This is a genomic window from Cuspidothrix issatschenkoi CHARLIE-1 (assembly GCF_002934005.1).
GTDB lineage: Bacteria > Cyanobacteriota > Cyanobacteriia > Cyanobacteriales > Nostocaceae > Cuspidothrix > Cuspidothrix issatschenkoi.
In genome coordinates this window covers 1-5321 of the sequence record NZ_PGEM01000062.1, presented here as the reverse complement: position 1 = coordinate 5321, position 5321 = coordinate 1, and the positions used below count along the sequence as shown (strand labels likewise).

The window sequence follows — 5321 nt, the reverse complement described above, 5'->3', positions numbered from 1 at the left end:
AACCCTGATTATTTCGTAGGGGTAATTCATGTAGCTTGCTTCCCGAAGGGTATTACCCCTACTTTGGCTCTATTTTGCGTAAGTCCTGAAATAATTAACTAACAGCTTTTTGTCCTTGATATAGTTGTTTAAATAAAGCTTGCTGTTTTTGATGATCAACAATTGGTTTAGGATAATTAACACGATGACATTCTAACGGGGGAATTTTCCCAGATACTAAATATTCTGTATCTATAGAACGTAATTCGGGTATCCATTGGCGAATATATTCTGCTTCAGCATCAAATTTTTGGCTTTGACTGGCGGGGTTAAAAATGCGTAATGGTTTGGGATCCATACCACTAGAAGCACTCCATTGCCAACCGCCATTGTTAGCAGATAAATCACCATCAATGAGTGTCTGCATAAAATATTTTTCTCCCCATTGGGGATTAATTATTAAATCTTTAGTCAAAAAACTGGCCACGATCATTCTACATCTATTGTGCATCCAACCAGTTTCATTTAATTGACGCATGGCAGCATCAACTATAGGATAACCTGTTTTGCCTTCACACCAAGCTTGAAAATATTTTTCATTATTTCGCCAAGGAAATGTTTTAAAATTATCTCTATATGCACCTTGGGCTAATTGAGGGAAATGGTACATACAGTGTTGATAAAATTCCCGCCAGGCTAATTCTTGTTGCCATGTTTTAATACTGGCATTGACTTCTTCACTATTACTATTTGCTAACGCTTCTATTGTAGTTTGCCAAATAGTTCTCATACCAATGACACCAAATTTCAAAGCTGCACTTAATTGAGATGTTCCATCAATTGCGGGAAAATTTCGCTGTTCTTGATATTCATTAATCGCATAATTGGCAAAATGATCTAATCTTGCTTGTGCTGCCAATTCTCCAGGACTAATTATTAATTCTCCATCCCAAATAAAACCTAAATCTTCAGCCGAGGGTAAATTAATTGTTCCTGAAGCTTGGGCAATTTCCTGTTCTTTGGCTGTTAAATTTTCTAGATTTGCTAAGGTTGTCACTGGGTTAGCTTTTGGTTTACTAGACCAATTTTTCCAGAAGGGAGTATAAACAGTATAGGGAGTTTTTGCACCGCTAAAAATCTCCGTTGGTGGGTGGAGTAATTGATCCCAATTGTAGTTAAGAAACTCAATTCCGTGGGTTTTTAAACCATCAATTACCGCTAAATCTCGTATTTGGGAATAGGGTTCAACATCCCAATTCCAAAATACTGCTTTGGCGTTCAATGCTGCGGCTAATTGGGGAATGGCAAGAACGGGATCATGATGTAAAATTAGTAATTGACTACCTGCTTGTTGATATCTTTCCTTAAGTGCTTGCAAACAGCCAATCATATATTTTACCCTGACTGGGGCAATATCATCAGCTTGGAGAATTTGGGGATCTAAACAAAATACACCCACAATTTTTGCACTTTTTTCTCTGGCCGCAGCTAGTCCTGTATGATCAGAAATACGTAAATCCCGACGATGCCAAAACAAAATTAGATCAGACATTTATAGAAGTAGTTCTTATGTAGGGTTTGCTGAAAAAGTTGTCTGTGAGGAGAGGGAACGGGAACAGGGAACAGGGAACAGGGAATGGGGAATGGGGAATGGGGAATGGGGAATGGGGAATAGGGAATGGGGAATGGGGAATAGGGAATAGGGAACAGGAAACACTTCGACAAGCTCAGTGCATCCCAGGGAACAGTTTCAACTATCTGGATATCCTCAATTTCTCATGTCCGACTCGACTCGACCCGACAAGGAAAAATCCAACTGTTTTGAGACTCCATTTGCCAAAACGTTGCACTTGCTTGTTCTTAAAATCCGCGAAACCCCTATTAATAAACGGTTATAGCTTTATTCAGCAACCCTCATGTACTAAATTTGATTCTATAGCAGTATGCAGTTCAATGAGAAACAAACGGTTACTGAGCGACTTGTACTGAGCTTGTCGAAGTAAGTCGAAGTGCTGAAACTTAAACAGGACTTACGCACAATATATCTCAAACCCTTATTCCTCTGTGTTCTCTGCGTCCTCTGCGGTTCGTGATTCCATAACTTATGCTTAAGTCCTATTAAAAATTATAGAGGATAAGGCTTTTCCTCCTGCCTCCTAACCCCGGTTAGTGAGCGACTTTTGCTGAGGGAAGTGGAAGGGATCTGAACCACTGCCTCTTCCCTCCTGCTTTATGCTATAACAGTTACACCAAGTTTGCACAACCCGGCCTGTAATTTCCTGTCCAAACCAAGGTGTATTGTGGGAAAGTGTTTGTAGAGTTGCTTTATTGACATTCCAGGTTTGCTGAGGATCAAATAATGTTAATTCAGCTTTTGCACCGGGTTGAATGGCTGGAATTTCTTGATGTAAACAAGCTGCCGGCTGATGACACAAACTGCGCCATAATTCTAAAGCTGTAAACTCTCCAGTAGCTACAAGATGGTGCCAGAGTAGGGGTAATGCTAATTCTAAACCAATTGTCCCTGGTGGGGATTCGGCAAAGGCTTGAGCTTTTTCCTCGTAGGTGTAGGCTGTATGATCAATAGCGATCGCATCTATCACCCCAGTTTTTACACCATTTCGCAAGAATAGCATATCTTGATTATTTCCCAAGGGCGGATCTAAATGCAAGGATGTGTGATAACTCTTAATGGATGTTGTATCTAGTAATAGGTGCATCCAGGTGGTACTAGCAGTGATGGGTAAACCCTGGGCTTTAGCTTGGGCAATTAATTCTACACTGCGAGCCGTGGAAACACGCATGATATGAACTGGAGTCCCTATATCGGCGACTAATTCTAATAATGCAGCAATGGCAGTTGTTTCCGCACTGACGGGAATGGGTGGTAAACCAATTCGCAAGGCTTCTGCACCTTCTCGCATTTTACCATTGCCTGTTAAGTGGCGATCGCATGGCCAAAAAGCTACAGGTTTACCCAAGGGTTGCAAATACTCCAAAACCCGCCGCACTATGGCCAGATTTTCCCACGGTTTACCATCTGTAAAACCCACAACTCCCGCAGAGGCTAAATCTGCTACCTCTGTTAATTGCTTACCTGCCACATCTACAGTAATTGCTCCCCAAATGTGCAGATGGGGAGAGGGTTTTTGCCGATTTCTTTGTTGCTGTAACTGTGTGACTAAAGCAGGTTGATCAATTGTTGGTGATGTATCTGGTAAAACACCAATTCTGGTAAAACCACCAGCAATAGCAGCTTGTAACAAAGAACTCAGCGTTTCTCGTTCTTCAAATCCTGGTTCACCGGAATGACTATATAAATCAACTAATCCAGCCCCAAGTACCAAGCCGTGACAATCACGAATGGCAGTATTTGAACTAAAATCCGTGATTTGTGGGGCGATGGTTTGAATATAACCGTCAATAATTAATACATCTGCTAATTCGTCCATTTGTTGGACAGGATCAATTACTCTTACTTGTTTTAATAGTTCTTTGGTCATGAGAAATATTACTTATTAATACTGTTTAGCCGTTCTCTAGTTTACAGTTCGACTATCAAATTGGCTATTTTATCATCTTAGGAGTTAGGGAAATTAAAATCAAAGTCGGTAAAATGATCAATTACGGCTAGGCAATAATCAGGGTTTTAGTTGCATTGTGTATAAGTCATGTAATTTTCAAGGCATATTGAGGATAAGTATTACACATAATACCCCTGTTGATGAACTACAATTACATTAAATATAGGAATAAAAATTGTTGTAGGGACAATTCATGAATTGTCCCTACCAGGGTTTAGTGGTTATGCACATTTAATTACTACCAGATGTCTATTAGAGAACAATCAGATAAAACCATGAATAAACTATTTTTAACTCTAACTATTACCACAGGTACAGCCTTAACTCTGAACTTGACTGGAATAGCTCCCTCTCAATTCGCTAATGTAGTGCCTCTGAGCAATAAACCTGCGATCGCCCAAACAACTATTGATTTAAACACTTTCCGTAACACGTCTTTATCTAAACATAACGGTTATCGGGCTACCCATCGTAGTCCTAACTTAACTAGCAGTAGTTCTGCTAATAACACTGCCCAACGCTGGGCGCAATACTTAGCCACTAACGGACTATTTCAACACAGCACCGCCTCCCAGCGGAACAATGCTGGCGAAAACTTGTATGTTTTCTATACTACAGGCTCGATAGATGCAACGAATCTGGCCAGCAAAGCAGTAACAAGTTGGTATAATGAAGTTTTCAAATATGATTACAACAATCCCGGATTTTCTAGTGCCACTGGCCATTTTACCCAAGTTGTGTGGAAAAGTACCACTCAATTAGGTTGTGGTGCAGCCAGAGGTACTAAAACTATGAATGGTACTAAATTTAATGCTTTCTATGTTGTCTGCCACTATTTACCTGCTGGTAATGTTACAGGGCAGTTTCCCGCTAATGTGTTAAAACCCTAGTACCGCAAATAAAAAGGACTTCATTATCCTAGCGGGTAAAATGCCCGCACTCTCTAATATTTTCAAAATCAAATATAGCAGGGAACAGGGAACAGGGAATAGAGTTGAAAGTCATGAGAGTGTATAGTTTTTTAGGTAAATTCTGTATCTCATTCAAGTGCATACCGCTATAACAGTTCTATATTTCTAAAAATATTTATTTTTGACCATGCCAGAAATCATCTAATATCATGCTCCATATCATAGAAATTTAGTCAACGGTTTCTATCCTCACGTAAAAGTTCAACACTATCACTAAAAGTTTTACCTAAATGACGCTGACGTGCAGCATATATTTTTGCCCATCCTTGAGATTTAGCCGATTCTTGAGTTACTAATTCAGCCTCTACAAAATTTTCTAGAATTGCCTTGACTTCATCTTCTAAACTGCGATTATGGCTTTGAGCTAAACCCTGTAATTTTTCTAATACAGCAGGATTAATATTTCCTAGTATTACCTGTGTTCTCATATTGCCCCACTATGTTTCTACTTGTTCACCAATACTATTATCCTATAGTTTTTTGGCACGTTTGCTAACTTAGGGTTTGCTGAAAAGAATAGGTTGCACGTTTTTAAGATGTTGTGCATTTAATTTGTATAATTCTAGGACTTACGCACAAAGCAATCAAAAACCTGATTCTTTCGTAGGGGTAATTCATGAATTACCCCTACTTTCGTTCTATTTTGCGTAAGTCCTGAATTCTTGCGGGCAAGATGCCCGCACTACAAGAAATAAGAATATTAGGATTATTGGATCTAGCTGCGTAACAGCTTAGTCCCTTACTTCACAACTAATTTAGGATTCCTATTTTATAGCTGTAGACAGAG

4 protein-coding genes are annotated in these 5321 nt (G+C 39.5%); 1 reads left to right on the top strand and 3 read right to left on the bottom strand.

Annotated features, from left to right (window positions below):
• Positions 1 to 94: 94 nt before the first annotated feature.
• Positions 95 to 1531 (bottom strand): FAD-binding domain-containing protein, encoded by a 1437-nt coding sequence (locus tag CUN59_RS09375; protein WP_104387601.1) that lies wholly within the window; start codon positions 1529 to 1531, stop codon positions 95 to 97.
• Positions 1532 to 2135: 604 nt separating this feature from the next.
• On the bottom strand, positions 2136 to 3482 hold the full coding sequence (locus CUN59_RS09365) for a dihydroorotase (protein WP_104387599.1): 1347 nt from the start codon (positions 3480 to 3482) through the stop codon (positions 2136 to 2138).
• Positions 3483 to 3838: 356 nt separating this feature from the next.
• On the opposite strand from CUN59_RS09365, the gene CUN59_RS09360 reads away from it, so the two are divergent.
• Entirely contained in the window at positions 3839 to 4453 is a 615-nt protein-coding gene (locus tag CUN59_RS09360) for a CAP family protein (RefSeq protein WP_104387602.1), read from the top strand.
• Between the two features lie 254 nt (positions 4454 to 4707).
• Here CUN59_RS09360 and CUN59_RS09355 read toward each other — a convergent pair whose 3' ends face one another.
• Entirely contained in the window at positions 4708 to 4962 is a 255-nt protein-coding gene (locus CUN59_RS09355; protein WP_104387598.1) for a FitA-like ribbon-helix-helix domain-containing protein, read from the bottom strand.
• Positions 4963 to 5321 lie beyond the last annotated feature (359 nt).

What these genes read in the sequence shown, in the direction of transcription:
- CUN59_RS09360 (WP_104387602.1), top strand. Translation starts at nt 3,839, where the DNA reads ATGAATAAACTATTTTTAACTCTAACTATTACCACAGGTACAGCCTTA.
- CUN59_RS09365 (WP_104387599.1), bottom strand. Translation starts at nt 3,482, where the DNA reads ATGACCAAAGAACTATTAAAACAAGTAAGAGTAATTGATCCTGTCCAA.
- CUN59_RS09375 (WP_104387601.1), bottom strand. Translation starts at nt 1,531, where the DNA reads ATGTCTGATCTAATTTTGTTTTGGCATCGTCGGGATTTACGTATTTCT.
- CUN59_RS09355 (WP_104387598.1), bottom strand. Translation starts at nt 4,962, where the DNA reads ATGAGAACACAGGTAATACTAGGAAATATTAATCCTGCTGTATTAGAA.